The organism is Streptomyces sp. NPDC055140 (assembly GCF_053607285.1).
In genome coordinates, this window is the sequence record NZ_JBSGTG010000156.1 from 1 (window position 1) to 2,055 (window position 2,055).

Consider the following 2,055-nt stretch of genomic DNA (forward strand, 5'->3'; position numbering starts at 1 on the left):
TCCTCCAGGCGGTCGGCGGCCTCGCGCGCACGCCGGTAGTCCCACCGGTCGGTGAGGAGCTGCCCGGCCCAGTCGACGCGGGACACGGTGAGGTGGATGTGGTCGTCGCCGTGGCGGACAGCCACCCACGGGGCCCCGTCGAACCCCATGTCGGCGATGAACGCCGTGGCGATGTCGGCCCACTGGGCGTCGGGGAGGATGCCGTCCTCGTCGGGCAGCGACAGCGACGTGCGCCAGATCGGCGCGGTGATGCCCGGCCGCCGGCGGGCGGTGTGGTCGATCGCGCGGGCAACCTGGAGCGGGGTGCCGGTGACGTTCCCGGCGACGATCCGGGGGTTGATGTGCTCGTCGCGGCGGCCGGGCCCGAAGTCGTAGATCAGCGCCCCAACGGCCTTGCGCCCCTTGGTGATGTTGGCGATCACTCGGGGTCCGTGGGCCGCATCGGCTCGATGCCCCTCACCGCCAGGGCGGCGTTGCCGACCTCGAACAGGGCCGCCTCGACGGCAGCGTGGAGCTGTCCGTCCTGGTGGGTGTAGCGCACAAGCTGGTTGAGGTTCGCGCCGATCCGGCACAACTCGTCGTACGCGTCCTGGTTGATCGGGGGCAGCGGGGCCGGCCCTTTCTCCGCGCCGGGGACGTCGCCCTCGGTCCGGTCCGCGAGGACGTCCTCGACCACGGCCCGCACCCACGCGCCCATCTCCCGGCGGCCGGACTCACCACGGGCCGACTCCCAGCGCTCCCGCTCCTCGTCGGACAGCCGCACCGACACCGTGTGACCGCGCTTCGACCCCGGCGTCCCGCGTGCCATCTCTTCCCCTCCGACCGTGACCAGTCGCCAATTGGCGACCGACCCACAGTCGTACCAGCCGATCCCCGGCCGGAGCCCCCACACCTATGCATCACGACCCAACGGCCAGACAAACCGGCACAGATCGCACACCGAGGCATTCCTGAATCTGTCGGTCTTGTGCCGCGCTACGACGAACGCCGCGCGGGGCGGCAGAGAGCCACGCACAGGGGGTTGCGCGGGGTGCGGCACAGGCTGTTGCTCAGGGGGTTGCGGTCGTCCGGGGACTCACCACTCACCACCGCACGTCAGACCGGGGATTCGGTCTGGTGAGGTGCCGGACTTCCCCTGTCCTGGCCCTCGGCTGATGTGGGCGCCGGGAGACATGACGGGGAACCGGGCGCGCCGCTGCGCTCAGCCGGAGCCGGTCGACCAGGTGCTGGCCGACGCGAGGTGATCGGGATGTACGGGGCTCCGTACTCCCACGTGGGGGCGGATGACGTCATGAACCGATGCTGCCCAGCGACCCTGCCTCGACCCCGGCCGCCACCGCCGCGTACGTCACCGACCCGGGCTGTACGTCACCGGGATGACGTACCGACAGACGGCACACGCCATTCTTCAAGATGTGTTGACGCATGCGACACGTCGTAAACGACTCTTGACACCCGGAGAGCGTGTCAAGGATTCTGTACGCCAGGCATTCGACGTCAAGGGGTCTTTACATGGGTTGGCAGACGGATCAGTTCGGCAGCGGCCACGAGGGGTACCCCGTGGCGGTGATGGGCGACGGCACCGAGCCCGCCCCCATCAACGGCAACAGCGCCTGGTGGCTCTACAACGGCCAAGCGGGGCGGCCCCGGGCTATTGCCGTACGGGCAGGGTGCGAATGTGGCTGGCGCTCCTCCGAGATGTTCCCGATCGACTGGGAGGACCAGGACGAGACGAACGGCTTCGAGCATGGCGACGACGCCCCGTACCCGTACGGCGCTTGGTCCCGGGAACACATCGCCCCGCTCTTGGGGACGACCGTCCCCGATGACCTCTCCGACGCAATCGCCACCGTTCGACGGTTGCTGGCCGACCTGACGTCCTCGCGCCCGATCGCAGCTACGGCCGCCGCCGCTGAGGTCGAGAAGCTCGGCAGCGCAGCGCTTCAGCGGGCGGTCACCGCTGCCCGCGACAACGGCGGGAGCTGGGAGGACATCGGGCAGGCCCTCGGCACCAGCCGCCAGGCCGCGCACCAGCGGTTCGCGAAGGCGCTGTTC

General features: G+C 70.3%; 3 protein-coding genes. 1 reads left to right on the forward strand and 2 read right to left on the reverse strand.

Annotated features, from left to right (window positions below; all coding sequences use genetic code 11):
• Both ACWFR4_RS48545 and ACWFR4_RS48550 read right to left on the reverse strand, forming a co-directional pair.
• A partial coding sequence (locus tag ACWFR4_RS48545; RefSeq protein ID WP_453658359.1) for a relaxase/mobilization nuclease domain-containing protein occupies window positions 1-422 on the reverse strand: 422 nt, incomplete at its 3' end.
• Window positions 419-808: a MobC domain-containing protein gene (locus tag ACWFR4_RS48550; RefSeq protein ID WP_376247569.1), complete on the reverse strand. Its 390-nt coding sequence runs from the start codon at window positions 806-808 to the stop codon at window positions 419-421. The genes ACWFR4_RS48550 and ACWFR4_RS48545, both read right to left, overlap by 4 nt.
• Window positions 809-1,512: 704 nt before the next feature.
• On the opposite strand from ACWFR4_RS48550, the gene ACWFR4_RS48555 reads away from it, so the two are divergent.
• On the forward strand, window positions 1,513-2,055 hold a 543-nt coding region (locus ACWFR4_RS48555), incomplete at its 3' end, for a hypothetical protein (RefSeq protein ID WP_453658361.1).